At 72.5% G+C, this 25,439-nt stretch carries 24 protein-coding genes; 4 read left to right on the forward strand and 20 right to left on the reverse strand.

What is annotated here, in order from left to right:
* Positions 1 to 2: 2 nt before the first annotated feature.
* The 16 genes from BJ961_RS11130 to BJ961_RS11205 all read right to left on the reverse strand — a co-directional run bounded on the left by BJ961_RS11130 (position 3) and on the right by BJ961_RS11205 (position 16,773).
* Positions 3 to 914, reverse strand: coding sequence for a carbon-nitrogen hydrolase family protein (locus tag BJ961_RS11130; protein ID WP_271321171.1), 912 nt, complete (start codon positions 912 to 914; stop codon positions 3 to 5).
* A complete protein-coding gene (locus BJ961_RS11135; RefSeq protein ID WP_271321172.1) occupies positions 911 to 1,843 on the reverse strand; it encodes a carbon-nitrogen hydrolase family protein in 933 nt (310 codons plus the stop codon). Before BJ961_RS11135 ends, BJ961_RS11130 begins: the two co-directional genes overlap by 4 nt.
* Entirely contained in the window at positions 1,840 to 2,646 is an 807-nt protein-coding gene (locus BJ961_RS11140) for a class I SAM-dependent methyltransferase (RefSeq protein ID WP_271321173.1), read from the reverse strand. The genes BJ961_RS11135 and BJ961_RS11140 overlap by 4 nt, the downstream gene beginning before the upstream one ends.
* Positions 2,633 to 4,132, reverse strand: a complete 1,500-nt coding sequence (locus BJ961_RS11145; RefSeq protein ID WP_271321174.1) for a coproporphyrinogen-III oxidase family protein — start codon at positions 4,130 to 4,132, stop codon at positions 2,633 to 2,635. The genes BJ961_RS11140 and BJ961_RS11145 overlap by 14 nt, the downstream gene beginning before the upstream one ends.
* Complete coding sequence (locus BJ961_RS11150; protein ID WP_271321175.1) at positions 4,129 to 4,929, reverse strand: class I SAM-dependent methyltransferase; 801 nt, start codon at positions 4,927 to 4,929, stop codon at positions 4,129 to 4,131. Before BJ961_RS11150 ends, BJ961_RS11145 begins: the two co-directional genes overlap by 4 nt.
* 5 nt (positions 4,930 to 4,934) lie before the next feature.
* Positions 4,935 to 6,083, reverse strand: a complete 1,149-nt coding sequence (locus BJ961_RS11155) for a BtrH N-terminal domain-containing protein (protein ID WP_271321176.1) — start codon at positions 6,081 to 6,083, stop codon at positions 4,935 to 4,937.
* A complete protein-coding gene (locus tag BJ961_RS11160) occupies positions 6,080 to 6,820 on the reverse strand; it encodes an NAD(P)-binding domain-containing protein (RefSeq protein ID WP_271321177.1) in 741 nt (246 codons plus the stop codon). Before BJ961_RS11160 ends, BJ961_RS11155 begins: the two co-directional genes overlap by 4 nt.
* Positions 6,817 to 8,142 (reverse strand): phenylacetate--CoA ligase family protein, encoded by a 1,326-nt coding sequence (locus tag BJ961_RS11165; RefSeq protein ID WP_271321178.1) that lies wholly within the window; start codon positions 8,140 to 8,142, stop codon positions 6,817 to 6,819. Before BJ961_RS11165 ends, BJ961_RS11160 begins: the two co-directional genes overlap by 4 nt.
* A complete protein-coding gene (locus tag BJ961_RS11170) occupies positions 8,139 to 9,191 on the reverse strand; it encodes a zinc-dependent alcohol dehydrogenase (RefSeq protein WP_271321179.1) in 1,053 nt (350 codons plus the stop codon). The genes BJ961_RS11165 and BJ961_RS11170 overlap by 4 nt, the downstream gene beginning before the upstream one ends.
* A complete protein-coding gene (locus tag BJ961_RS11175; RefSeq protein ID WP_271321180.1) occupies positions 9,188 to 10,672 on the reverse strand; it encodes a B12-binding domain-containing radical SAM protein in 1,485 nt (494 codons plus the stop codon). Before BJ961_RS11175 ends, BJ961_RS11170 begins: the two co-directional genes overlap by 4 nt.
* Positions 10,669 to 11,895 (reverse strand): tyrosine decarboxylase MfnA, encoded by a 1,227-nt coding sequence (gene mfnA, locus BJ961_RS11180; RefSeq protein ID WP_271321181.1) that lies wholly within the window; start codon positions 11,893 to 11,895, stop codon positions 10,669 to 10,671. The genes BJ961_RS11175 and mfnA overlap by 4 nt, the downstream gene beginning before the upstream one ends.
* On the reverse strand, positions 11,858 to 12,739 hold the full coding sequence (locus BJ961_RS11185) for a TatD family hydrolase (protein WP_271321182.1): 882 nt from the start codon (positions 12,737 to 12,739) through the stop codon (positions 11,858 to 11,860). The genes mfnA and BJ961_RS11185 overlap by 38 nt, the downstream gene beginning before the upstream one ends.
* A gap of 4 nt (positions 12,740 to 12,743) precedes the next feature.
* Positions 12,744 to 13,586: a sugar phosphate isomerase/epimerase family protein gene (locus tag BJ961_RS11190; protein ID WP_271321183.1), complete on the reverse strand. Its 843-nt coding sequence runs from the start codon at positions 13,584 to 13,586 to the stop codon at positions 12,744 to 12,746.
* 26 nt (positions 13,587 to 13,612) lie between these two features.
* On the reverse strand, positions 13,613 to 14,254 hold the full coding sequence (locus tag BJ961_RS11195) for a class I SAM-dependent methyltransferase (RefSeq protein WP_271321184.1): 642 nt from the start codon (positions 14,252 to 14,254) through the stop codon (positions 13,613 to 13,615).
* 5 nt (positions 14,255 to 14,259) lie between these two features.
* Positions 14,260 to 15,369: a 2-deoxy-scyllo-inosose synthase gene (locus tag BJ961_RS11200; protein WP_271321185.1), complete on the reverse strand. Its 1,110-nt coding sequence runs from the start codon at positions 15,367 to 15,369 to the stop codon at positions 14,260 to 14,262.
* Positions 15,370 to 15,435: 66 nt separating this feature from the next.
* On the reverse strand, positions 15,436 to 16,773 hold the full coding sequence (locus BJ961_RS11205; protein WP_271321186.1) for a TrpB-like pyridoxal phosphate-dependent enzyme: 1,338 nt from the start codon (positions 16,771 to 16,773) through the stop codon (positions 15,436 to 15,438).
* Positions 16,774 to 16,945: 172 nt separating this feature from the next.
* Here BJ961_RS11205 and BJ961_RS11210 point away from each other — a divergent pair, with 172 nt between their 5' ends.
* The gene (locus BJ961_RS11210) at positions 16,946 to 17,902 is read left to right on the forward strand and encodes a HipA family kinase (protein WP_271321187.1); all 957 of its coding nucleotides are present in this window, start codon (positions 16,946 to 16,948) and stop codon (positions 17,900 to 17,902) included.
* Between the two features lie 79 nt (positions 17,903 to 17,981).
* On the opposite strand, the gene aceB is transcribed toward BJ961_RS11210, so the two are convergent.
* On the reverse strand, positions 17,982 to 19,604 hold the full coding sequence (gene aceB / locus BJ961_RS11215) for a malate synthase A (RefSeq protein WP_271321188.1): 1,623 nt from the start codon (positions 19,602 to 19,604) through the stop codon (positions 17,982 to 17,984).
* Positions 19,605 to 19,788: 184 nt separating this feature from the next.
* Positions 19,789 to 20,412, reverse strand: a complete 624-nt coding sequence (locus tag BJ961_RS11220; RefSeq protein WP_271321189.1) for a nucleotidyltransferase family protein — start codon at positions 20,410 to 20,412, stop codon at positions 19,789 to 19,791.
* Positions 20,413 to 20,561: 149 nt separating this feature from the next.
* Here BJ961_RS11220 and BJ961_RS11225 point away from each other — a divergent pair, with 149 nt between their 5' ends.
* Positions 20,562 to 20,876, forward strand: coding sequence for a DUF5955 family protein (locus tag BJ961_RS11225; protein ID WP_271321190.1), 315 nt, complete (start codon positions 20,562 to 20,564; stop codon positions 20,874 to 20,876).
* Positions 20,877 to 20,989: 113 nt separating this feature from the next.
* On the opposite strand, the gene allR is transcribed toward BJ961_RS11225, so the two are convergent.
* The gene (gene allR, locus BJ961_RS11230; RefSeq protein WP_271321191.1) at positions 20,990 to 21,793 is read right to left on the reverse strand and encodes an allantoin degradation transcriptional regulator AllR; all 804 of its coding nucleotides are present in this window, start codon (positions 21,791 to 21,793) and stop codon (positions 20,990 to 20,992) included.
* Positions 21,794 to 22,053: 260 nt separating this feature from the next.
* On the opposite strand from allR, the gene allB reads away from it, so the two are divergent.
* On the forward strand, positions 22,054 to 23,391 hold the full coding sequence (gene allB, locus BJ961_RS11235) for an allantoinase AllB (RefSeq protein WP_271321192.1): 1,338 nt from the start codon (positions 22,054 to 22,056) through the stop codon (positions 23,389 to 23,391).
* A gap of 66 nt (positions 23,392 to 23,457) precedes the next feature.
* Positions 23,458 to 24,588 (forward strand): allantoicase, encoded by a 1,131-nt coding sequence (alc, locus tag BJ961_RS11240; protein ID WP_271321193.1) that lies wholly within the window; start codon positions 23,458 to 23,460, stop codon positions 24,586 to 24,588.
* 76 nt (positions 24,589 to 24,664) lie between these two features.
* On the opposite strand, the gene BJ961_RS11245 is transcribed toward alc, so the two are convergent.
* On the reverse strand, positions 24,665 to 25,438 hold the full coding sequence (locus tag BJ961_RS11245; protein ID WP_271321194.1) for an SDR family NAD(P)-dependent oxidoreductase: 774 nt from the start codon (positions 25,436 to 25,438) through the stop codon (positions 24,665 to 24,667).
* Position 25,439 lies beyond the last annotated feature (1 nt).

Consider the following 25,439-nt stretch of genomic DNA (forward strand, 5'->3'; position numbering starts at 1 on the left):
AGTCACCTCCTGGTGAGGTAGTCGGTGAGCAGGGTCTGCAGGTCCTGGTGGCCGCTGTAGGGCTCGCGCAGCCGGTCGTACAGCTCGGGGCGCCGCCCGTGCAGGCAGAAGTACAGGCTGCGGCGGAAGGACAGGTCCACCTCGCGCAGGCTCCGCAGGTGGTCCATGTCCAGCTCGGTCCGCAGCACGCCCTCCTCCTCGTCGAGGGATCCGAGCAGTTCCTCCGGGGCGGCGACCGTGCTGTGGCCGGCCACCTCGATGGACACCTGGCGCCCGGCACGCTCCCCGGTCACCGACCCCACGGCACTGGCCAGCAGCGTGTAGCAGACGTTGAAGGAGGAGTTGGCCTGGAGGCAGGGCCGGGTGATCTGGATGTTGCCCCGCAGGGCCGCGCCCGGCACGGCGATGATCTCGGCGCCGCGCAGCGCGAGCATCCGCGGCACCTCCGGGATCCAGAAGTCCGAGCACACGCAGATCCCGAGCCGGCCGAACGGCGTGTCCACCACGGTGAACTCGTCGCTCGCCGTCACCGAGACCATCTCGGCCGCGAACCGGTGGGTCTTGCGGGCCTTGACGACCACCTCGCCCCGGTCGTCGAGGAGGACGGCCGTGTTGTAGTACCGGTCGCCCTCGCGCTCGACGACGGTGCCGCACAGGATGTACGCCCCGGTGCGGCGGGCCGCCTGCGCGAGCCGGTCGAAGACGGGCCCCGGCACGGGCTGGTCGATGACGCCCTTCAGATGGGCCCGGCCGGGGAAGTAGAACGGCGGTCCCAGGAAGAACTCGGGCAGCACGATCAGTTCGGCCTCGTCGATGGTGTCCAGCAGCGCCAGGACGCGCCGCAGGTTCACTTCCGGATCGAGGTCCCACAGGGTCTGGAGCAGGGCCACTCGGGGCCGGTTGGTGGGCTTCACCGTGACTCTCCAACTGCCGGGGCGTGAGGGGGCGGGGCGGCGTCCGCCACGGACGGGTGCGGCGCGGACGTGGCACGGGCCAGTGCCGTGCTCAGCCCGCACCGCCGGAAGTCGGCCAGGAAGGGAGCCGCGTCGCGCATCCGGCGCAGCTCGTGCAGGTCCAGCTCGGCCGCCACGACGCACTCCTCGCGGTCGGCCTCGGCGAGCACCGGGGCCTGCTTGCGGAAGTCGCGCGAGTAGGCGCCGATCGCCATCGGGCTGCGGACCACGGCGGTGCGGCCCATGTACGTGAGCCCGGCCAGGGTGTTCTCGCCGGTGGCCGCGGCGAACAGCACGTACGCGCAGTTCTCCGCGGCCCGGGCGAGCACCATCTGCCGCACCGGCTCCGCGAAGGGCCGCAGCAGGATGGAGGGACAGACGATGATCTCCGCGCCGTCGGCGAACAGCGTGCGCAGCACCTCCGGGAACTGGACGTCGTAGCCCACCAGCAGGCCGACCCGCCCGAACGGCGTGTCCACCGCCCGGGCGCCCACCTCCCCGGTGAGGAAGTGGGCCTCCAGGTCGTAGACGACGGTGCGCCGGTAGACGTCCCGGATCCGGCCGGTGTCGTCGAGCAGGACGGCCGAACTGTGCACCCGCCCGTCCGCCCGTTCCAGCACCCCGGCGGCGAGCCAGACGCCGTACCGGGCGGCCCTCGCGGCGAGCCAGTCGGTGACCGGGCCGGGCACCGGCTCGGCCACCTCGTGGCTCCTGGGCAGGTTGAGGGCGGTGGCGAACGCCTCGGGCAGCACCACGAGTTCGCAGCCGTCGTCGGCGGCCTCGGCGAGCAGCGCGTCGGCGCGCGCCAGGTTGTCCGCGCGGCGGTTGGTGGCCACGGACAACTGGACGAGACCGACGCGCGCCCTCCTGCGCGGTGCCGAGGCGGTCATACCGGGTCGTTGTTGTAGATGCCGGGTTCGCCGACGGTGTAGCCGACGTTGAGCGGACGGGAGGAGGTGATCAGGTTGATGTTCTCCTTGGCCACCGTCCAGTCCCCGAGGCCGCGCTCCGCCAGCACCCGGCGCATCTCCGGCTCGCTGTAGGAGGCGCGCAGGGAGTCCATGAACTCGGCGGCGTCACCGTCCGCGTACTGCAGCACGAAGGAGACCATGCCCTCCTCCGCGTCCCGGGCCAGGTCGTACAGGACGACGATGCCGCCCGGCCGGCACACCCGGGCGCACTCGGCGACGATCCGCTCGGGCTTGTCCCAGCGGGCGACCGCGCAGAAGCTGAAGACGACGTCGAAGGAGTCGTCCTCGTACGGCAGCCTGCTGAGCCGGGCCCACTCGCAGCCGAAGTCCCCGCCGTAGCCGACCAGGTTGGCGAAGATGGTGTTCTCCCGGGCCACCTCCAGGAAGGCGTCGTTGCCGTCCACCCCGGTGAACACGGAGTCCGGGTGCTGGGCCGACAGACGCAGCGAGATCAGCCCGCTGGCGCAGCCCATCTCCAGGACGTCCTTGCCGCCGGCGCAGTACGGCCCGATCAGCTTCATCATGTGCTGCATCGGGATGATCATCGAGGTGCGGATGTTGCGGTCGTAGGCGCGGCACTCGTCGACGTCCCCGAAGACGTCCTTGCGCGGGACGCGCTCGCCGAGGTCGAAGATCTTCTGCCGGCGGGCACGCCGCAGCGCGGGCGGCGGCGCCCCGGTGTCGTCGGCGGGTGCGGTGGCGGTGGTCTCAGGACTGGACAATGGGAAGTCCCTTCCGTCCGTCGGTGCGGTCGAGCTGCCAGTTGAGGATCTCCGTGCTCGCCGAAGTCGGCTGCGGCAGCCGGTAGTTGGCGTCGGAGTAGAACGTCTTGCAGATGTTGTCGATGTAGTACCAGCCCTTCGGGTAGGTGACCTGGAGGGCCTCGTCGGTGACGACGAGCAGTCCCTTGGCGACGAGCGAGTCGACCTTGTCCTTGAAGTACTCGTAGGGGTCCACGCCGTGCCGCTCGCGGTAGACCGAGCGCTTGACCCGCAGCAGCTTCAGGCCGAGGACCAGACTGCGGCACCGCTGCTCGTGCTCGTCGGTGTAGGCGCCCATGACCACCGGCAGCCGGCCCGCGTTGCAGGTGTCGATGTACGCGTTGATGTCCGGCTGGTTGAGGTACATGTGGTTGTTGAGGTAGCCGTAGGCGCCGGAGCCGATGGCCACCATGTCGCCGCAGCGGCCCCACACCTGGGAGAGGTGGTCGGTGAGCCGGAAGGTGTCGGTCTCCATCCCCTGGTACGGCTTGGAGCCGTCCAGCAGGACCGGGTACGTGGTGGCACCCTCGGCCCGCCACTCGGGACGCATCGGCTCCAGGAAGTCGTTGTACGTCAGGGCCAGGTACCCGGCGTCCATCAGCGTGGTGTGCATGTACCGGTACATCTCGTCCGCGTCCTGCGTGCTCGGGCAGGGCGGCGTCGCACCGGACTGCAGGGCGAAGAAGACCTCCGAGCCCGGCAGCACCGCGTAGTTGTACACGGAGAACGAGGTGACCGGCAGGTCCATCAGGGTGCGCAGGTCCTGGCCCCACAGCTCGTGCGTCTGACCCGGCATGCCGATCATGTAGTCGATGCAGAGGTTCTCCATGCCGCTGCGCGCGATGAGTTCGATGGTGCGGGTCGCGGACTCCCCGGTGTGGGCGCGGGCCCGGCCCAGGTAGCGCAGGATCGGGTCGTGGAAGGTCTGCACACCCAGGCTCATCCGGCTGACCCCGTGCTTGAGCAGCACGTCCAGCTTCTGCTGGTCCACGTCGACCGGGGTGGACTCGATGGTGATCGAGCAGTCGTCGCTGAAGTTCATCCGCTGCTTCATGTAGCCCAGCAGGTCGTCGAGTTCCTCGGCGCGCAGCGTGGTGGGCGTGCCGCCGCCGAAGTAGCCGGAGGTGAAGACGACGTCCCGCAGGTACGGCGACTTCGAGTAGAGGTCGATCTCCGCCTTGAGCGCCTTGATGTAGCGCTGGACGAGGGTGTTGCGGGTGTTGAACTTGTTGTAGGGGCACGACGTGCACACCTGGTTGCAGAACGGGATGTGCACGTAGAACGACGTGGTGCGCGGGAACTTCTCCTGCTTGGAGTACACCTGCTCGGGGCTGAGCGGCCCCACGTCGCACGGGTACCAGCGCACGAACTCGATGTCGCGTTCGGGATACTCGCGCCAGAAACTCGGTGTGTCGAGGAAGTTGCGGGTGATCGTCTCCTGGGTCACGGGGACCTCCACGGGTCGGATGGGGCGGTGGGAGCCGGCGGGCCCGGGTGCGTCGGCGCGCGCCGGAGGGTGAGGGCCATGGGGCCGTCGGGGCTGACCGTCCAGGCCGTGAGCCCCGCGTCGCGCAGCAGGGTCCCGGCCTCGGCGCAGGTGTAGGCGGCTTGCAGGGAGGCCAGGTAGGTGCACAGCCGGTAGCGGCCCTGAGACGAGGTGTCGTCGGCCATCTCGCGCAGCGAGTACTCGAGGATGAACGGGTCGGGGTCGCGCCGCAGGTCGTTCACCAGCACCCGGCCGCCGGGCGCGGTGAGCGCGGCCAGCCGGGTCAGGACGCCCGCCGGGTCCGGCCAGGCGTTGAACGCGTTCGCGCTGTAGACGGTGCCGAAACGCCGCCCCCGCCAGAAGTCGTCGTCCGGGTCGGGAACGCCGCCCGGCGCGACGCACAGCCGCGCCGTGAGCCCCGCCTCGCGCAGCCGCCGTGCGTACAGCTCGCGGGCCGCCTCCGACTCGCAGACGGCGTACAGCTCGAACGGGGCGCCGGGCGCGTCGGGCGTACCGGCCGGGTCCGGCGCGGTGCGGCGCAGGAGTTCGGTGCCGAGGCCGCCGTAGCCGGTGCCGACCTCCAGCACCGGGCCGCCGCGGCCGTCCCGCACGGCGGCCACCACCTCGTCGAGCAGTTCCTCCTTGTAGTGGTTGCGGGCGGCCAGGTAGCGGTCGTAGGCGGCGCGCTCCGTGGCGGTGGCCCGCGGGTGGTCGGCCGGCATCCGGTCGGCGAAGAAGAGCGGAACGGCCGCGGCCATGGGCGTCACACCTCCTTCAGTTCGTCGAACAGGGCCCGTTCGCAGGCGACGAGCGCGCGTACGGAACCGCGCAGTTCGGCGCCGAGCTGATCGCGCAGCGGGTCCAGCTCGGCGGCGGCACCCTCGCGCAGTCCGGGCAGCCGTGCCCCGAGCCCCGCGGCGCGCTCCAGGGCCTCCTCGCTGCCGTCGAGCAGCCGCTGGTCGCGCTCCCGGTAGGTGTCGCGCAGCTCGGTGAACAGCGGCGTCCAGGCGGGGACGAGGAGTTCCAGGAAGCGGTCCCAGGCGTCGACGCAGTCCTGGGCGAGCGGTACGGCCCGCCGCAGGCGCGGGTCGCGGACGCGGGCGGCGGCCTCCTCCAGGAAGTCCCGGAACAGGACGCGGAAGGCGCTGCCTCCGGTGCCCGCGAGTTCGAAGTCGACGAAGGCGCCGGTGAGTTCGGCCACCACGTCGTCGGCGGGCGAGCGGCGCACCAGATGGTCCAGACCCGCCCCGTAGGCGGCCAGTCCGCGCAGGCCGAAGGTCGGCACGGGGGGCCGGAGCATGGCCCGGCAGGAGGACCGGACGCCGCCCCTGATGTCGTCCTCGGCGGGCTCGCGGGCCGCGGACCAGTCGGCGGCGAGCCGGGCGTGCCGGGGCGGGAAGGGGTGGTGCGCGGAGCCCCGGGCGGCGGCCAGCTCGGCCAGGGTGAGGGTGCGCGGGCGGGAGCAGCGGTCGGACACGGAGACCGTGCCGCGGTCCGGGTCGTGTCCGTGCACGACGAACGCGTGGCCGCCGAAGTGCCGGGTGGCCTGGAAGTACGGCAGGTGGAACAGGTCGCCGTAGACGATGACCGGGCGGCCCAGGCCGAGCTGTCCGCGCAGCTCGCGCCAGGCCAGCTCCGGGTCCTCGGTGACGTCGACGTCCAGCCGCAGCCCGACCCCGTCCGCCATGCGGCGGGTGAACTCCGGGAACGGCCCGTTGCGCCCCCCGGTGAACGACCGGCCGCCGCCGGGCGCCGGGGGCATGTGCATGAAGTTGATGCCTCCGGCGACGCCGAACAGCAGCGGTTCGCTCACCTGGACCCCGTGGAAGTCGAGGATCTTGTGGAACGCGGAGGTCTCGCAGTTGGCCCCGCCGTAGCGGGTGAACGGCGGTGCCGTGCCGGCGGTCGTCACGCGGCACCCCCGATCGGCTCGGCACGCCGCTCGGCGGCCAGTTCGTCCAGGACGGAGCGGGTGTAGGCGTTGCCGGGCTGCGGCGGATGGTCGAGGGCGGTGCCGGCCAGGACGTTGCGGATCGCGGAGCGGACGAGGACGGGGTCCGTGCCGGCGGCGGACAGGGTGCGGGCGAGGTCCTCGCACGCGGCCAGCGCGGCCTTGGTGGCCGCGCGGTTGACGCGGCCGACCGACTCCTCGTCCCCGACCACCACGGTGCCCAGGTCCGCGGTGATCGCCCGCAGCAGTCCGAGGCGGTGCCGGTCGGCGGTGACGAAGACCGCCGGCACGCCGTGCGCCAGCGCCGTGTACTGGCAGACCGGCTTGAGCCCCAGCACCTCGGTCCCCGCCGCGGACCCGGCGGCGACCAAGGTGCGCAGCCGCGCCGTGCCGAGGCCGGTGGCGAGGCTGACGAACACCGGGCGGTGCCCGGTCCCCGCCGCGAGCCGGGCCAGGTGCGTCAGGGCGTCCGGAGCGGAGTGCGGGGGCACGCACAGCAGCACGGCGTCGGCGGTGCGCACCAGTTCCGGCGCGTCGACGGCCCGCGTCCCGGTGCCCGTCGCGACCCGCCGTGCGGCCGACGCGTCACTGTCGTACAGGACGGTGCGGAAACGGTCCCGCAACCGGGTGGCCAGCACCTCTCCCAGCCGTCCCGTCCCGGCGATCCCCAGGGTCCGCGGGACGCGCTCGGCGGTCATGACACGGCCGCCAGGTCGTCCAGGCTCAGGCTGCCGGGCTTGAGCATCCGGTCCATGGCCCGCCGCACCTGCGCGCGGTCGATGGGCGAGACGGCGGGGCGCAGGCCGAAGGCGTCCTCGACCCGCCGGGCGACGGCCGCGCACAGCCCGCCCGGGTCGCCGTCCTCGGCCTCCACCTTCACCACGAGTCCCTCGTCGGTGATGCCCGCGGCCCAGTACAGCCCCGACCCCTCGGTCGACAGGACGACGTCCTCCAGGGCCAGTTTGTTGATCCGCCGCCCGTCGTGGACGAGTTGCTCACCGACCCGGCCGTGGTGGGCGAGCACCCGGTTCGGGCTGCCGCAGGCACAGGGCCGCGGCGACACCGTCACGTAGTCGCCGGTGCGGTAGCGCAGCAGCGGCATCGCGCGGCCGACCAGGGTGGTCAGCACCAGTTCGCCCGCGGTGCCGTCGGGCACCGGCTGCGCCGTCTCGGGGTCCAGCACCTCGAACAGGTGCCGGTCCTCGGTCAGATGCAGGCTTCCCTCGGCGCAGACCAGGCCCAGCGAGTTGGTCTCGGTGGAGCCGTAGGCGTTGGAGAGCCGGACCCCCCACAGGTCGGCGATCTTCGACAGCTTGGCCGGGGAGCAGGTCTCGCCGACGTACAGGAAGGTGCGCAGGCCCACCGCGAGCGCGTCCCGGCCGCTGTCCGCCAGCATGTCGTACAGCCGCAGCGCGCGGCTCGGGGTGCACACCAGGCCGGTCGGGCCGACCTGCCACATCATCTCGACCATGCGCTCGAAGGGGCAGACCCGGCTCAGCGTCCCGACGGCGACCACCCCGGCGCCGGCCTGCTCCAGGGCCCGGTCGATGTCGTAGGAGGCGAAGGCCAGTTCGTACGGGATGGCGATGAAGACCAGGTCGCCGGGGCCGAAGACGTGGCCGGTCGAGCGCTCCACGGCGACGTTGCCGCGGATCCAGTCCTCGTAGGTGATCACCGAGGAGGTGGGGCTGCCGGTGGTGCCGGTGGACTCCCCGTAGCGCACGATCTCCCGCCGGTCGACGGCGACCAGGCCGAAGGGGTACGCGGCACGCAGGTCCGCCTTGGTGGTGAACGGCAGCTTGCGGACGTCGTCGAGGTGGTCGATCGCGGTGGCCCGGTGGGCGGCCCAGCGCTCGCGGTAGTACGGCGAGGCGGACAGCGCGTAGGCGACGTGGTCGCGCAGGCGGTCCAGCCGCAGCCGCGCCGCCTGGTCCCGGGTGAGCTTCTCGTACGCGTCGAGGTCGGCGAGTGCCGAGCGGCGGATCTCCTCGTACCTCAGGTGCGGCGGTGCGGCGGTCACTGGGTCTCCTCCCCGAAGAGGATCTGCGTCTTGATGCGAGGGGTGGTGCCGTGCGGTGCGGGTGCGAAGGCCTCGGCGGCCCGGTCGGCCGGCAGGCGGTGGGTGACGAACCGGGCGGCCTGCTCGCGGTGGGCGGCCAGGAACGCCTGGACGTCGCGGAAGCTGCCGGTGCCGCCGATCGATCCGCTGAGCGTGAGGCCCTTGGCGACCAGCAGGTCGGTCCGCAGGTTCGCGGAGGACCGCAGGCCGAAGCAGAGGACCCGGCCGAGCGGCAGGGCCAGCGCCAGGGCGGTGTTCATGCCGTGCTCGCTGCCGGAGCACTCGACGACCACCGGATACCGGGCGTCCCTGGTCAGCGCGGCGTAGTCGGCGGGACCGTGCTCCCCGGCGGGCGGCGGCGTGTGCACCACGGCGTCCGGGAACAGCCGGGTGACCAGGGCCGCCTTGGCGGGGTCCGACTCCAGCACGTGCACCGAGCGCACCCCGTACGCGTGGACGAGCAGCAGATGGCTGGCCAGCCCCAGCGCCCCGGCGCCGATGACCAGGACGTCGTCGCCCTCGTGCGGCGGGACGCGGCGCAGCCCGTGATGGGCGACGGCGAAGAACTCGCTGAGGGCCAGCAGCCCCGCGCCGAGGTCGAAGTCGTCCGGGTAGAGGTAGCGGCTGTCGACCGTCCTGAGGCGGGTGGAGAATCCGTCCACGGTGATTCCGAACTTCTGGATGCGGTGGCAGACGTTGCGGTCGGCGGCACAGCGCGGGCAGCGCCCGCACCAGCGGGAGCAGTCGCCGGTCACCAGGCGGTCCAGCAGCGGCCGTGCGCCCGGTCCGGCGTCCACCACCCGCCCGGACCACTCGTGGCCGAAGCGGATGGGATAGCTGCGCGGCCCCCCGTAGGTGCCGTCGTAGAGCCGGTGGTCGCTGCCGCACAGCGTCACCCGGTCGACCTCGACGACCACGTCGTCGGGGCGCAGCGCGGCCAGCGGCGGCGAGGCGTCGGCGGACCGCAGCTCGCCCGGCGCGGTCAGGAGCAGATCGCGTACGTCGGTCACGGCCGGGCCTCCCGCCGTGGAACCGGCGCCACGGACACCGGTACGGGGCGCGGCCGGGGCAGGTGCGTCAGCAGCTCGGCCTCGATGCGGCGGCTCTCCTCGCGGGCCATCCGGATGCGCTCGCGCAGACCGATGGTGCGCAGCCCCCACCACAGGTACCAGTTGTCGTTGGCGAGCACCCGCTCCTGGATCTCGTCGAGGAGGGCGTCGTCGCCGATGACGTCCCGGGACACGTAGTACTTCGGCACGATGAACCGCTCGTCACCGGTGAGCTGCCCCTCCGCCACGGCGGTGGCGTGCAGCGAGGTGCCGCGGCACACCCGCAGTCCGAGGGTCCAGTAGGCGTGGGCGTCGGGCGCCCCGGAGGGCACCAGTTCCTCCATGACGTCGAAGGTCTCCCGCACCGAGTCGCGGTCGTCGCCGGGGCTGCCGATGAACAGGCAGTGCTCCACCCTGATCCCGGCCTGCTCGAAGAGCCGGTGGGACTGGACGATCTGGCGCTGCCGGAAGTTCTTCTTCAGCCGGCGCAGCACGCGGTCACAGGCCGAGTCGGTGCCGAACTCCACGTAGTAGCAGCCCGTCCGGACCATCAGGTCGACCAGTTCCGGGGTGACGTTGCCCGGGTTGACCATGCAGGACCAGGGCATCTCGATGCCGCGCCGCACGAACTCCTTGAGGATCTCCAGGGAGTAGTTGAGCGGCAGGTTGAACACCCCGTCGACGATCTCCATGACCTCCAGGCCCTCGTCGCGCAGCCGTTCCACCTCGTCCGCGACCCGGGAGACCTCGTCGAACTTCACCCCGGTGCCGTCGACCAGGAAGTTGCTGCAGAAGACGCACTCCAGCACGCAGCCCTTCTTGGTCTGCACGGTGGCCGGGACCTTCTCGCTGCGGTCGTGGGTCTCGTAGGAGTAGGTGAAGTAGCGCTGGTCGTACAGGGCCGGGTCGGGGCGGGCGGCCTTGCGGTAGTCGATCCGGAAGACCGGCTCCCGGCGGTGGTACGAGCCGTCCGGCCGGCGGTAGATGACGCCGGGCACGTCCTCGGGCTCCTCGCCGCGCGCCAGACGGGTGAGGAAGGGAACCATCGACTCCTCGGCGAAACCCGTGATGCCGTACTCGGCCCGCACGAAGTCCATGAGGTCCTCGGGGACGGTGGAGAACCCGGGCCCGCCCAGGACGACCGTCACTCCCGGGTGCTCCTCGCGCGCCCAGTCGGCCACCTCGCGGGCGAGGGGGGTGTAGATGACCGGTTCCAGCATGTTCTGCGAGTCGACGTTGCGCACGGAGATGCCCACGACGTCGGGGCGCAGCCGGGCGACGGCGGCCCGGACGGCCTCCTCGTCCTCCTCCTCCCACATCAGGTCCAGCACCTCGGTCTCGTATCCGGCCGTGCGCACCTGGGTGGCCACGGTGACCATGCCGATGGGCAGCACCGGGCGGAAGGACTTCAGCTTGTTGACGGAGACGAACAGGACCTTCACGCCGCGCCCCCTTCCGCCCGGGCGTCCGCGTCGGCCATGGCGGCGACCAGGGCGCGCAGTTGCTCCTCCGTCTGGTGCCAGTGCACGACCAGCCGCAGCAGGCCGTAGCGGCGGGCCACCGAGGCGATGAAGCCGCGCCGTTCCAGCGCGTCCACCAGCCGTTCCGGCTCGGAGTGGCGCACCGTGACGACGGTCAGCTGGGGCTGGACGGCGACCTCGAAACCGGCCGCGCGCAGCAGCCCGAGGAGCAGGTCGCGGCGGGCGAACACCCCGCCCACCAGATCGCGGTAGCCGTCGCGGCCCAGCGCCCGCAGGGCCGCCCAGGCGGCGAGCACGGCCGCGCCCGGACGGGTGCCGAGCAGGCCGTGGTGGTCGACGGTGCCCCGGTAGTGGGAGGCGGTGCGCAGCAGCTCGGCGTCGGCGCCGTCGCGCAGCAGCAGATGACCGGAGGGGATGGGCACGCCGCCGTACTTGTGCGGGTCCAGGGTCACCGAGGTGACGCCGGGCACGTCGAAGGCGAACGGCGGCAGCTCGTGGCCGAGTTCACGGGCGAAGGGGATCAGGAAACCGCCCGTCGCCGCGTCCACGTGCAGCGGCACGCCCAGGGCCGCGGTGTGCTCGGCGACGGCGGGGACGTCGTCCACGGCACCGGCCTCGGAGGTGCCGGCGGTGGCGACGACGAGCGCGGTGTCGGCGGTGACCAGCCGGGCCAGTTCCGCGGGCCGCACCCGCAGCCGCTCGTCCAGCGGCGCGTACACCGGCTCGACCGGCAGCAGGCCCACGATCTTGTCGAACGAGAAGTGCGCGCTCTCGGGCAGCACGATCCGCGCCGGTCCGCCCCGGCCTCCGGAACGGCTCCGGTGCCGGCGTACGGCCGCGAGGACCGCCAGCAGGTTGGCCTCGGTGCCGCCGGAGGTGGTCACGCCCACCGCGCCCGGATGACCGAGCAGTTCACCGAGCATCGCGCTCAGCTGGGCCTCGGCACGGCGCAGCGACGGGTAGATGCGGTTGTCGCCCAGGTTCGCGTCCAGGTGCTCGGCGTAGACCCGGCGGGCGATCTCCAGCGGGGCGGAGCAGATGGAGTTGAAGACCGTGCCGTCGGTGTAGGCGTGGTCGTCGCGGCAGAGGTCGCGCACCTCGTCCAGCACGGTGTCGCCGCGGCCGCGCTCGGGCAGGGACCCGGTCTCAGCCCGGGATGTCGAAGAACCTAGCAGCGTTTCCATGAGCCAGAGCCCTCACGGTCGGTTCGGGGACGCCTCCGAGGCGGAGACGGTGGACGGTCTTGGCCAGGCCCAGCGGGTCGGCGGACCCGAAGTGGAAGCCGGTGTTGAGCATCAGCCGGTCCGGTCCCCAGCGGTCGAGGATCTCCGTCACCTCGCGGTGCGTGATCTTCTCCCGCACGGCGAACAGGGCGTCCTGGCGCGGCGACACGGCCAGCCCGTACCCGCCGCACTCCGCCAGCGGCCCGGACGCGCGCACCAGGTCCAGCTTGTGCTCGTCCAGGTCCATGACCGCGACAAGCGCGGGGTCCACGCCGGAGCGCTCCACGGCCCGGGCCAGCACCGGCAGCATCGCGGTGAACGCCTCCGGCGGCGGCGGGGTCTCCACCATCACCGGAGTGGCCGTGCGGGCGGCCAGCCGCAGCTGGGCCTCCAGCACCTCCGTCTCCTCGCGGGTGAGCCGGCGCAGCGACACCTCGCCGATCGCCTTCACCCGGGGATGGTCCAGGCGCTTCTCCAACTCGTCGACCCCGGCCAGCGCGCTCTCCCGGTCGGTCATGTCGGCGGCGTGCACGGCCAGTCCGACGTACAGGTCCACGCCGTAGGCGGCCGCCCGGCCCGTCTCCACGTCCAGCAGCCGGTCGAAGCGGGTCGCGAAGGCCTGGCCGGTGGTGCGGGACTCGTGCGAGCTGGAACAGGGGGCCAGCGCGGTGAGGACACCGCTGACCGCCATCAACTCGTAGTCGTCGGCGTTCCGCAGGTCGCTGTGGATGTGGTGGTCGAACAGCGGCAGCGGCAGTGGCAGCGGCCGACCGGGACCGGACGCGGGGCCGGGGACGGGCGGCACGGCCTCAGCCCTGCTCGGACGCGGCGGCGGCAGCGGCGGTGAGCACCTCGTGGCTGCGGCGCAGCGCGTGCCGGTAGGTGTCCACGTGGTTGTACAGCTCGACGCTGACGTGCCCGTCGAAGCCGCCGCGCCCCAGGATGCGGAAGAACTCCGTGAAGTCGAGGTCCCCGTCGCCGGGGATCTCGTGGTAGTGGACCCGGCCCTTGATGTCCTCGACCTGGATCACCCGGGTGACCGGCAGATGCCGCTCGACGGAGACCAGGTAGTCCTCCTCGACGACGTTGCAGTGGCCCAGGTCCTGGGCGAGCGCGAACCGCTCACTGCCCAGCTCGGCGGCGAGCGCCGCGACACCCGCGTTGGTGTCCAGGAAGAACTCCGGCTCCGGCTCCATGCACAGCACGACGTCGCTGTCGGTGCCCTCCAGGATCTGCTGGACGCCCTCGACCAGCAGCCGGTGCGCCTCCTGCGGGGCGACCTCCGGCTTGCGCTTGCCGGTCGCGAAGTTGATCAGCGGCACGCCGAGTTCGTCGGCGATGCGCACGGCGCGCTTGACGAGGTCGACACGGCGGGCACGGCCCTCCGCGGTGGGGTGCACCAGGGACGGCTCGAACCGCTCCTCGCTCAGCAGGTTGTCGGCACCGGCGGCGAGGCAGCACGCCTGAAGACCGGCGCGCTCCAGCGCCTTGCGCACGACGGTGGCCTGGTCGGCGCCGAAGTCGAAGGGGTCGATGTGCCGGGGGTGCAGGGAGAGTTCGATGCCGTCGTACCCGGCGTCGGCGACCTCCTCGATCGCCCTCTCGATCGTGAGGTTGCGCAGTCCGTTGGCGTTGTAGCTGAGTCGGAACACGGGGATCCCCCTTCTGCGCGGCCGGTTCACCGCGTGGCTATGGCGTGGGTGTGGAAGTCGTGCCAGGTGCTCAGGTGCGTCTGCTGGAATCCGGCGGCGCGCAGCATCTCCTCCAGGTCCGCGAGGGTGAACCGCAGGTGGCGCTCGTCGGGGCCCGCGCCGTCCGGCTGCCGGGCGTACCAGGCCTCGATCTCGCGGTTGCGGTCCGCATCGGAGGTCTTGCGGTAGTCGGCGACGACGAGCCGCCCGCCGGGCCGCAGCGCGCGGTACATCTCGGCGACGGCCGCCGGGGCCTGCTCGGCCAGCTCGTGCAGCACGTAGGTGCAGACCACGAGGTCGTAGCCGCGGTCCGGGACCGGCAGCGGGACCAGCGGCCCCACCTGCGTGGTGACGCGTCCGTCGAGCCCCTCTCTGCCCACCCTCTTCTCGAGGACCTCCAGCAGCGGCGCGCTGCCGTCGACGCAGTGCACGCCGCCCTCGGCACCGACCGCGCGCGCGGCGGGCACGGTGGCGTACCCGGTACCGGCCCCGACGTCCAGCACCCGCTGCCCGGGTCCGGCGCCCGCCGCCCGCAGCAGGTCCTGCACCTCGCCCAGCGCCCAGCGCAGCGGCCCGTCGAGCCGGTAGACGGTCTCGTCGACCTCGGGCGTGCGTGTCGTGGTGTCCATGGAGTTCACCCCTCGCTCAGTACGCTCTTCAGCAACGGTTCGGGCACCGGCGTCTCCCAGTCCCCGTCCACCACGTGCACGGAACCGACGGCCGGGACGAGGACGAAGCGGACCGCGGCGCCGGAGCGTCGCTTGTTGTCGCTGTGGATGACCTCGACGATCTGCTCGGGCGTCAGGTCGTCCGGCAGCCGCACCGTGCCGCCGAGCCGGTCGCGCAGCACGTACTCCTGGCGCTCCAGCACCTCCGCACCGGCGATGCCGAGCTTCATGGCCACCTTGGCCGCGGCGCACATGCCGATGCCCACGGCCTCGCCGTGCAGCAGCCGGCCGCCGGTCAGGAACTCCACGGCGTGGCCGACCGTGTGGCCGTACTCGAGGATGATCCCGGCCCGCCGTTCGCCGGGGTCCAGGGCCAGGATGCCGAGCTTGCTGCGCACCACCTCGTGGCAGAAGCCGAGCAGGTCGTCCCGGACGGCCTCCAGACCGGGGGTGAGGAGCCCCTCCAGGCGCGCGAACCAGGCGGCGTCGTGCACCAGTCCGTTCTTGACGGCCTCGGCGATGGCGCTGCGGTGCTGGCGCGTCGGCTCGCCGCGCAGATACGCGACGTCCGCCCAGATGAACAGCGGGGCGTGGTACATGCCGAACTGGTTCTTGCCCAGCGCCCCGTTGACGGCCTGCTTGTTGCTGAGCGTGCCGTCGGTGAGGTTCAGCATCGTGGTGGGGATGTCGACGAAGCGGACCCCGCGGTAGATGAGCCCGGCGGCCAGCCCCACGAGGTTGCTGATCATGCCCCCGCCGAGGGCGGCGACCACCGAGTCCTTGGTGATCCCGGCGGCCACCAGCCGCTCGCACAGGTCGGTGAGCTGGGGCCAGCCCTTGGCCCGCTCGCCCTCCGCCACGGTGAGCACGTTGACCGGTATGCCGTCGCCGCCGAGACCGCGGGCGAGCTCCTCGCCGTACCGCGTGTACAGCGCGTCGCTGGTGACGAGGTAGAGCTCGTCGAAGTCGTGCCGGCGCAGGTGCTCCGGCAGCCGGTCGGCGATGCCGTCCCCCAGGTGGTACGGACAGCTCGGGCTGACGCCGCTCGTCAGCTCGATGATGGTGCCACTGGCCACGTTCGTCCTCCGGTGGATCCGGTGGTGCGGATGGGTGTCGGGCCCGCGCCCGACGGGGGGAGCCGCTCAGGCGTGGGCGGCACGACCGCCGTAGTGGGCGGTGTATCCGTCGAGGTCGAGCGCGCCGTTGCCGCTGACGCAGGCGACGATGGTCTTCGCCGTGCCGGTCTCCCGGGCCCGTACGGCCTCTTCCACGGCGGCCCGTACGGCGTGGCAGGACTCGGGCGCGATGAGCATGCCCTCGGTACGCAGCACCGTCCGGCCGGTGTCGAACGCCTCGCCCTCGTCGTAGGCCACCGCGTCCAGCAGGCCCTGCTGCCGCAGGACGCCGATCACGGAGGAGCCGCTGTGCTGGCGCAGGCCCCCGACGTGGGTCTCGGGCAGTTCGTAGTCCCGGCCGAGGGTGTAGGACTTGCTCAGCGGGGTGACTCCCTCGGGGTCGGCGTGGTCGTAGCGCCACTGGCCCCGGGTCAGTCGCGGCGCCGCCGCCGACTCGGCCCCGAGCAGCCGCAGCCCGTCGCCCCGTTCGGCCTTGTCGGCGAGGAAGGGGCCCATGAGCCCGCCGAGGTTGCTGCCGCCGCCGACACAGGCGATCAGGGTGTCGACCCGCTCGCCCAGCGCGTCGAGCTGTGTCTTGACCTCCTGCCCGATGACCGTCTGGTGGGCGAGCACGTGCGGCAGGTTGCTGCCCGAGATGTAGCGGGTCTCCGGGTGTTCGGCGGCGTAGCTGATGGCCTCGCCGATGGCCGTGCCCAGGGAGCCCAGCGCGTGCCGGCCGTCGCGCAGCAGCGCCTTGCCGGGTGCGGTCAGCTCGCTGGGCGAGGGGTGCACCTGGGCGCCGAGCATCTCGATCACCGTGTGCCGGCCGGGTTTCTGCCGCGCCGAGATGCCGGCCCAGAAGACGATCGCGCGCAGTCCGAAGCGCCGGGCGGCCCAGGCCACGGCGTGCCCCCACTGACCGGCCCCGGTCTCCGTCACCAGGGTCCCCACACCCTGCCGGGCCGCGAAGTACGCCTGGGTGACGGCGGAGTTCAGCTTGAAGCTTCCGGTGGGCAGCACGTCCTCGCGCTTGAGGTAGATGCGGGCCGGGGTGCCGAGGTACTCCTCCAGCGCCCGGGCGCGCAGCAGCGGGGTCGGGCGGCCGAGCCCGGCGAGCTCCTCGCGCACCCGCTCGGGGATCGGCAGGAACGAGTCCGTCGCGGCGTCCTGGGTGCGCATCGCGTCCAGCCGGATGCGGTTCTGCACCTCCAGCCGCGACCCCTTGCCGTCCTCCGGATCGCGGGCCGGGGGCAGCGGGGCGGGCAGGTTCGGGACGATGTTGAACCAGGACGTCGGCACTTCGTGCGGGTCGGGCCCCGGCGCGACGGGATCCGGTGACCAGCCAGGTTGTTCCCCGGACTGCATTGCGGTCTCCTCTCGATCGTCCACGGGCACGAACGGAAGCGTCGCCCGCCCGGCGCCGGGCGAAAAGGACGATCGGGAAGGTTCACCGCGAGGGTCAAGCGGGGCGAGGGAACGTTCCGTTCAGTTGACCGCCGCTCGCTCACCCGGCCGCCGTCGATCACACTCGGTTACTATGGTCACCCTGAGGCGATGGGGAGGCAGGCCGGTCGTGGGAACACTGAGAGAGGTCGGGGTCACCCGTTACGTCGAGCCGCTGCGCTCCGGCGGCTCCGTCCCCGGCGTCGTCGAGGCCGACGATCTCGGCACCTACGTCCTGAAGTTCACCGGCTCCGCGCAGGGCCGCAAGGCGCTGGTCGCCGAGGTGGTCGTGGGGGAGCTGGCCCGGGAGCTGGGGCTGCGGGTGCCTGAGCTGGTGCTCGCGCACTTCGACCCGGCGCTCGGCGAAGCCGAACCGCACCAGGAGGTGCGTGACCTGCTGGACGCCAGCGCGGGGCTCAACCTCGGCATGGACTACCTGTCGGGCGGCGCCGACCTCACGCCCGAGCTGGCCGAGGTGTTCCCGGTGGACGCGGGCGAGGCCGGGCGCGTCGTCTGGCTGGACGCCCTCACGGTGAACGTCGACCGGACGGTGCACAGTTCCAACCTCATGGTCTGGCCCACCCTCGGCACCGCACCCCCGCGCCTGTGGCTGATCGACCACGGCGCCGCCCTGGTCTTCCACCACCGCTGGGGCGCCTCCCCGCCCGAGAAGGCGTACGACTTCCGCCACCACGCCCTCGGCCACTGCGCGCCCGACGTCCCGGCCGCCGACGCCGAGCTGGCGCCGAAGGTGACTCGGGAGCTGCTGCGCGAGGTGGTGGACCGGGTGCCGGAGCCGTGGCTGACCTGCGAGGGCGACCTCGACACGCCGGAGAAGGTGCGCGCCGCCTACGTGGCCTACCTGCACGCGCGCGTGCAGGCATCCCGGCAGTGGCTGCCCACCGGATTCCCGAGCCGCGAGGAACTCGCCGCCGAGAACGCCGCCCGCGCGGCACGCACCCGGCGGGGCCGCCCCGACTGGCTCAAGCGGGTCCCCGACCTGCACGGCAAGCCGCCCGCCGAGCAGGACTGGTCCGTGCACCTGGGCTGACCCCCCGGCCCGGCACACGTCCGCGCCCCCGGTGCCGTGCTCCGGCACCGGGGGCGCGGCTCGTCGAGCGCCTGCGGCGTCAGCCCTTCAGCTGCTCGTACGCGGGCAGCGTCAGGAAGTCGGCGTAGTCCTCGTCGAGCGAGACCGTCAGCAGCAGGTCGTGCGCCTGCTGCCAGTTGCCGGCCGCGAAGGCCTCGTCGCCGATCTCGGCGCGGATGTTCGCCAGTTCCTCGGCGGCGACCTTGCGGGCCAGCTCCGCGGTGACCTGCTCACCGTTGTCGAGGACGACCTCCGCGTTGATCCACTGCCAGATCTGCGAGCGGGAGATCTCGGCGGTGGCCGCGTCCTCCATCAGGTTGAAGATGGCCACCGCGCCCAGGCCGCGCAGCCACGCCTCGATGTAACGGATGCCGACCTGGACGGCGTTGACCAGGCCCGCGTACGTCGGCCTGGCGTCGAGCGAGTCGACGGCGATCAGGTCGGCCGCCTTGACGTCGACGTCCTCGCGCAGCCGGTCCTTCTGGTGGGGCTTGTCGCCGAGGACCTTGTCGAAGGACTCCATGGCGATCGGCACCAGGTCGGGGTGGGCGACCCACGAGCCGTCGAAGCCGTCACCGGCCTCGCGGTCCTTGTCGGCGCGCACCTTCTCGAACGCGACCTTGTTGACCTCGGCGTCCCGGCGCGAGGGGATGAACGCGGCCATGCCGCCGATCGCGTGCGCGCCCCGCTTGTGGCAGGTGCGGACGAGGAGTTCGGTGTACGCCCGCATGAACGGGGCGGTCATCGTCACCGCGTTGCGGTCCGGCAGGACGAACCTGGCACCGCCGTCACGGAAGTTCTTGACGATGGAGAACAGGTAGTCCCAGCGGCCCGCGTTCAACCCGGAGGCGTGGTCGCGCAGTTCGTAGAGGATCTCCTCCATCTCGTACGCGGCCGTGATCGTCTCGATCAGGACGGTGGCGCGGACGGTGCCCTGCGGGATGCCGACGTAGTCCTGCGCGAAGACGAACACCTCGTTCCAGAGGCGGGCCTCCAGGTGGGACTCCGTCTTCGGGAGGTAGAAGTACGGGCCCTTGCCGAGGTCGACCAGGCGCTGGGCGTTGTGGAAGAAGTACAGGCCGAAGTCGACCAGGGCGCCGGGGACCGGACGGCCGTCCACCTGGAGGTGGCGCTCGTCGAGGTGCCAGCCGCGCGGGCGCACGACGGCCGTCGCCAGCTCCTCGGCCGGGCGCAGGGCGTAGGACTTGCCGGTGCGCTCGTCGGTGAAGTCGATGGTGCGGGTGTAGGCCGCGGTCAGGTTGAGCTGACCGAGGACCACGTTCTCCCAGGTCGGCGCCGAGGCGTCCTCGAAGTCCGCGAGCCACACCTTCGCGCCCGAGTTGAGCGCGTTGATGGTCATCTTGCGGTCGGTGGGACCGGTGATCTCGACGCGGCGGTCGTTCAGCGCGGCCGGAGCGGGGGCCACCTTCCAGGAGTCGTCCGCGCGGACGGCGGCGGTCTCCGGGAGGAAGTCGAGCGTGGAGGTGCGGGCGATCTCGGCGCGGCGCTCCGCACGGCGGGCGAGGAGTTCGTCACGCCGGGGCGTGAACCGCCGGTGCAGCTCGGCCACGAAGGCGAGTGCCGCGTCGGTGAGGACCTCCTCCTGCCGGGGCAGGGGCTCGGCGTCGACGATGGCCAGCGGGGACGGCGCTGGTGCGGACATGAGCTGTCACTTCCTTCAGCGGTGGCACCGGGTGCCAGAGGGTGCGTAGGGGGCATTACGCACTCGCCGTGCAGCGGAGTGCTTCTGGTCAGTGGATAGTAGTTTCCTCATCGTGGAACTTCAATGGTTTGTTGATGTCGAGATTCTCCGGGTCGAGGCAAGGTGGCGCTGGGTGCCACCTCCCTCACTCAAGGTGGACCAGGTCCGCCTCGGTGTCGATGTCGTACGGCCGCGCCACGTCCCCGCACTCGACGAGGGCGATCTGCGCCTCGTGTTCCCTCAGATACGTACGCGCACCCCGGTCCCCGGTGGCGGTCGCCGCGATCCCCGCCCAGTGCGCGGCGCCGAGCAGCACCGGATGGCCGCGCACGCCGGCGTACGCCGCCGAGACCAGCGACGTCTCGTCCCGGTATCCGGTGCGCACCCGGGCCGTCGCCGCCGCGCCGATGCCGGGCTGGTCCACCAGGCAGACCAGCGCCGCCCGCGCCCCGGTCCCCGCCAGCGAGTCCAGCCCGGCCCTCAGGGACGACCCCATGCCCTGCTCCCAGTCGGGGTTGTCCACGAGGACGCAGTCGCCGAGCGCCGCCCGCGCGCGTACGTCGTCGGCGCGCGCCCCCAGGACGACGTGCACGCGGGCGCAACCGGCCGCACGCAGTACCTCGACCGCGTGTTCGACGAGTGGGCGTCCACGGTGTTCGAGCAGGGCCTTGGGGCGGCCGCCGAGCCGCCGGCCGCCCCCGGCGGCGAGCAGCAGTCCCGCCACCGGGCCAGCCACCTGGCGTTCTGTCTGGTCTTCGTCGTCGGTCATGCGTCCTGCATACCTGACGGTGTGCCAAACGCTCCGGCGTGCGCGGGCTTTCCGGAGGCTGAATTTCGGTCCGCGTGGTGGCGCGTCCCGCACGGGGTGGCGTTTACTGGCCCGCGCACGACGGGGTGGGGCGCGTGAGGGGGAGGGCTGTGTTGCGAAGCTCGGAGCAGAAGCGAGTGGTCGTCGGCGACGAGGATGTGAGGGTGGTGGCGCTGCGGACCGCGGTGTCCCGGTTGCGCCGTCAACTCGCCCTGCTGCCCGCGGACTTCCCGGACCGGGTGATCGCGGAGGACGAACTGGCCGACCTCGCCGCGATGGCGGGCCGCGGCGCCCCGGAGGTGCCGCGACTGCGCCGCTCCCTGCTGCTGGTGGCCGGTGCGATCGGCTCCGTCAGCGCCCTCGGGCCGGGGCTGACGGAGGTCCGTCACGCGGTCGAGCTGTTCGGGGACCCGCCGCGCCGCTGAGTCCCGGAAGCCGGGCCGCCCGCCGTGCGCCCCCGGGCGCGAGTTCCGCCGTGCGTTCCGGGCGTACACCCCGGGCGTGCGCCCCGGGCTGAGTCCCGCCGCGCGGGCGCGGTTCAGCCGGCCGTGCTGCCGTTCGAGGCCAGCAGGGCCTCCGACAACTCCGCCGCCACCTGCTGGAGCAGCGGCACGATCCGGTCGGTCGCGGCCTCGGTGACGCGGCCTGCGGGGCCGGAGATCGAGATGGCCGCGGCGGTGGGGGAGTCCGGCACCGAGACGGCCAGGCAGCGGACGCCGATCTCCTGCTCGTTGTCGTCGATCGCGTAGCCCTGGCGCCGCACGTCCTCCAGCGCCGCGATGAAGCCGTCCGGCGTCGTGATCGTCTTGTCCGTGGCGGCCGGCATGCCGGTACGGCCCAGCAGTGCCCGCACCTCGTCCGCCGGGAAGTCCGCGAGCAGCGCCTTGCCGACACCCGTGGAGTGCGGCAGGACGCGCCGTCCGACCTCGGTGAACATGCGCATGGAGTGCTTGGACGGTACCTGCGCGACGTACACGATCTCGTCGCCGTCGAGCAGGGCCATGTTCGCCGTCTCGCCGGTCTCCTCGACCAGGCGGGCCAGGTGCGGGCGGGCCCAGGTGCCGAGCAGCCGGCCCGCGGACTCGCCGAGCCGGATCAGGCGCGGGCCGAGCGCGTATCGGCGGTTGGGCTGCTGGCGTACGTATCCGCAGGCCACGAGCGTGCGCATGAGGCGGTGGATGGTCGGCAGCGGCAGTCCGCTGCTGGCCGAGAGCTCGCTCAGGCCGACCTCGCCCCCCGCGTCCGCCATCCGTTCGAGCAGGTCGAAGGCGCGCTCCAGGGACTGGACGCCACCGGTGGCGGACCTGGCGGAGTCGGTGGTGCTGGCGCTGGACGTCGGCACGGCACGTTCCTTTCGGGGCTGGCGGGAGGAAAGAAGCGTACCCGGCGGCCGGTTGACTACCGGCTTGTACGTAGCTACGTTCTGCTTGCTGGAATATTAATTCCGCTTTGTGGAAACGTCCAGAGCTGCTCGTTGAGCATGCCACCACAAAGGGTGCCTCTTGACTGCCCGGAAGCGGGAGTGAAGACTCCTTCAACAGAACGTTGAATTCCGGCGGCAGCGAAGCAGAACCAGAAGCACAAGCAGAGAAGGGGATCCGGGTGTCCGAAGCTGAACTGGTGCTGCGCTCGACGCGCGTCATCACTCCCGAGGGGACCCGCGCCGCGTCGATCGCGGTCACCGGGGAGAAGATCACCGCCGTCCTGCCGTACGACGCCCCCGTCCCGGCGGGCGCCCGGCTGGAGGACGTCGGCGACCACGTCGTCCTGCCCGGTCTGGTCGACACCCACGTGCACGTGAACGACCCGGGCCGCACCGAGTGGGAGGGCTTCTGGACCGCCACCCGCGCCGCGGCGGCCGGCGGTATCACCACCCTGGTCGACATGCCGCTCAACTCCATCCCGCCGACCACCACGGTCGACCACCTGCGCACCAAGCGCGAGGTCGCCGCCGACAAGGCCCACATCGACGTCGGCTTCTGGGGCGGCGCCCTGCCGGACAACGTCAAGGACCTGCGCCCGCTGCACGAGGCCGGGGTCTTCGGCTTCAAGGCGTTCCTCTCCCCGTCCGGCGTGGACGAGTTCCCGCACCTCGACCAGGAGCAGCTCGCCCGGTCCCTGGCGGAGATCGCCGCCTTCGACGGCCTGCTGATCGTGCACGCCGAGGACCCGCACCACCTGGCCGCCGCCCCCCAGCGGGGCGGCCCCGAGTACGCCCACTTCCTCGCCAGCCGCCCGCGCGACGCCGAGGACACCGCGATCGCGACCCTCCTCGCCCAGGCGAAACGCCTCAACGCCCGCGTGCACGTACTCCACCTCTCCTCCAGCGACGCGCTGCCGCTGATAGCCGAGGCCCGCGCCGACGGCGTCCGGGTGACGGTCGAGACCTGCCCGCACTACCTGACGCTCACCGCCGAGGAAGTGCCGGACGGCGCGAGCGAGTTCAAGTGCTGCCCGCCGATCCGCGAGGCCGCCAACCAGGACCTGCTCTGGCAGGCGCTGGCGGACGGCACGATCGACTGCGTCGTCACCGACCACTCGCCGTCCACCGCCGACCTGAAGACCGACGACTTCGCCACCGCCTGGGGCGGCATCGCGGGCCTCCAGCTCAGCCTGCCCGCGATGTGGACCGCGGCCCGTGAGCGGGGCCTCGGCCTGGAGGACGTCGTGAGCTGGATGTCGGCGCGCACGGCCGCCCTCGTCGGGCTCGACGCACGCAAGGGGGCCATCGCGGCGGGCCGCGACGCGGACTTCGCCGTCCTCGCCCCCGACGAGACCTTCACCGTCGACCCGGCCGCCCTCCAGCACCGCAACCGCGTCACCGCGTACGCGGGCAAGACCCTGTACGGCGTCGTGAAGTCCACCTGGCTGCGCGGCACGCGCGTCGCGTCGGACGGCGCGTTCACCGACCCGAAGGGACAGCTCCTCGACCGGGCCTGACACGCGCCCGGACACCCCCTGAATCCAGTACATCCAGAACCGCCCCGAAAGGAACACCTGATCACCGTGACCGACCGGCAGAACACCTCGTTGGCCAGCTTCACCGGCGACGCGAACCCCTACGGAGGGGGCGACCCGTACGCGGACTACCGCACGGCCGACCTCCCCTTCACCCAGTACGCCAACCTTGCCGACCGGCAGCTCGGCGCGGGTGTCGTCGCCGCCAACGACGAGTTCTTCGCCCAGCGCGAGAACCTGCTGGTGCCCGGGCCCGCCGAGTTCGACCCCGAGCACTTCGGGCACAAGGGCAAGGTCATGGACGGCTGGGAGACCCGCCGGCGCCGCGGCGCCTCGGCCGAGCACCCCTGGCCCACCGAGGAGGACCACGACTGGGCGCTGATCCGCCTCGGCGCCCCCGGCGTGATCCGCGGCATCGTCGTCGACACCGCCCACTTCCGCGGCAACTACCCCCAGGCCGTCTCCGTCGAGGGCGCCTCGCTCGCCGGCTCGCCGTCCCCCGAGGAACTGCTCGCGGACGACGTGAAGTGGACGACCCTCGTCCCGCGCACCCCGGTCGGCGGCCACGCCGCCAACGGCTTCGCCGTCTCCACCGAGCAGCGCTTCACCCACCTGCGCCTGCGGCAGCACCCCGACGGCGGCATCGCCCGCCTGCGCGTCCACGGCGAGGTCGTCCCGGACCCCGCCTGGCTCACCGCCCTCGGCACCTTCGACGTGGTCGCCCTGGAGAACGGCGGCCAGGTCGAGGACGCCTCCAACCTCTTCTACTCACCGGCCACCAACACCATCCAGCCGGGCCGCTCCCGCAAGATGGACGACGGCTGGGAGACCCGCCGCCGCCGCGACCGGGGCAACGACTGGATCCAGTACCGCCTGGTGGACCGCGCCCGGATCCGCGCGATCGAGATCGACACGGCGTACCTGAAGGGCAACAGCGCCGGCTGGGCGTCCCTCTCCGTCAAGGACGGCGAGTCGGGGGAGTGGAACGAGGTCCTCCCGCGCACCCGGATGCAGCCCGACACCAACCACCGCTTCGTCCTGCCGGAGACGGCCGTCGGCACGCACGCGCGCGTGGACATCTTCCCCGACGGCGGCATCTCCCGCCTCCGCCTGTTCGGCACCCTGACGGAGGACGGCGCGGCCCACCTCGCCGCCCGCCACCAGGAACTGGGCGGCTGACCCCGCCGCTCACCGACCCGCGGGGCGCACCGGCAGGACAGCACCGGTGCGCCCCGCGCGCACGTCGCGGGGGCGGTCAAGCGGCGTGGCCGCCGTCCACCGCGAACTCCGCGCCGGTGACGTACGACGCGGTCGCCAGGTGGGCCACCGTCGACGCCACCTCGTCCGCCGTGCCGAAGCGGCCCAGCGCCGTCAGGGCCGCCTGCGCGTCCGCGAAGGGGCCGTCCGCCGGGTTCATGTCGGTGTCGATCGGCCCCGGATGCACGATGTTCGCCGTGATCCCGCGCGGAGCCAGTTCCCTCGCCAGCGCCTTGGTCAGCCCGATCAGCGCCGACTTGCTCATCGTGTAGAGCGTGCCGCCGGGTCCCGGCACCCGCTGGGACATGCAGGTGCCGACGGTGATGATCCGCCCGCCGTCGCTCATGCGGGACGCGGCCGCCTGGGAGGTCAGGAAGACCCCGCGGACGTTCACGGCCAGCAGCCGGTCGACGTCGGCGACGGAGAAGCTCTCCACCGGCCCGAGCAACCCGAGACCCGCGTTGTTGACCAGTACGTCGAGGCCGCCGCCGAACGCCTGGGCCCGCTCGACCGCCCCCGCCGCCTCCTCCGCGTCGGCGGCGTCCGACCGCAGGGCCACCGCCCGGCGCCCCAGCGCCTCGACGGCCCGTACGACGTCCTCCGCCGCGTCCTTGCCGTTCACATAGGTGAGGGCCACGTCCGCGCCCTCCCGCGCCAGCCGCAGCGCGGTCGCCGCACCGATGCCCCGGCTGCCGCCGGTCACCAGGGCCGTCCGGCCGGACAGGGGCGCCGGGAAGTGCGCCAGTGACTTCGTGTTCGTGTTCGTGTTCATG

Origin of the sequence: Streptomyces lienomycini, assembly GCF_027947595.1 — a bacterium.
GTDB classification, from domain to species: Bacteria; Actinomycetota; Actinomycetes; order Streptomycetales; family Streptomycetaceae; genus Streptomyces; species Streptomyces lienomycini.